Raw genomic sequence first — 701 nt, forward strand, 5'->3', positions numbered from 1 at the left:
AAGAGGTTCCAGCAGAGGGGGTTTACCGTTTAGATAATCATCTTTGGCTTTGGGTGGCTTCTAATGGAGGATTGTTTCATGCAGGTCCAAGTGAAAACATGCATTGGGTTGATTTGACTGGAGCTGGTAGTGTATCTGCTGCTTATTCTAGAGGTGGTGATACCTATTCCATGAAAGGGACTACTGTTATGTTTGATATTGATAAAATTTTAAAAGTTGGTGGTTCTCGAAGCTATGATAATTTTACTCCTGCTAAAGAAAATGCTTTTGTAATTGATATTAATGTACCATTTAACACGGCTCCAAATGTTCAGCAAACTCCTGATATGGAGTTTGAAAGAACCATGCATAATAGTACCGTACTTCCTAATGGGCAAGTATTGGTTACTGGCGGTTTAGACCATGCCGAGGTATTCTCAGATAATGGCGCACAATTATATGCTGAGCTTTTTACACCTAATGGCGCTGGTACCAACGGAACCTGGGAAACACTTTCTTACATGGCTACTCCTCGTACCTACCATAGTGTCGCTATTTTATTAACCGATGGAACTGTCTTTTCTGGTGGTGGTGGATTAAGTGAAATAGCCTTTAACCACTTTAATGGGGAGATTTTTTATCCTCCGTACCTTTTTGAAACAGATGGTTCATTCAAAGAAAGACCATACATCAATGCACCAGCTACTTCCAATTATAGTACC

1 protein-coding gene is annotated in these 701 nt (G+C 39.9%); it reads left to right on the forward strand.

The features are described from left to right. Positions 1–701 (forward strand): Kelch repeat-containing protein (locus RM520_RS15195; protein ID WP_311388563.1); only part of this gene is annotated, 701 nt, incomplete at both ends.

Origin of the sequence: Croceitalea vernalis (assembly GCF_031846405.1) — a bacterium.
Taxonomy (GTDB): Bacteria; Bacteroidota; Bacteroidia; order Flavobacteriales; family Flavobacteriaceae; genus Croceitalea; species Croceitalea vernalis.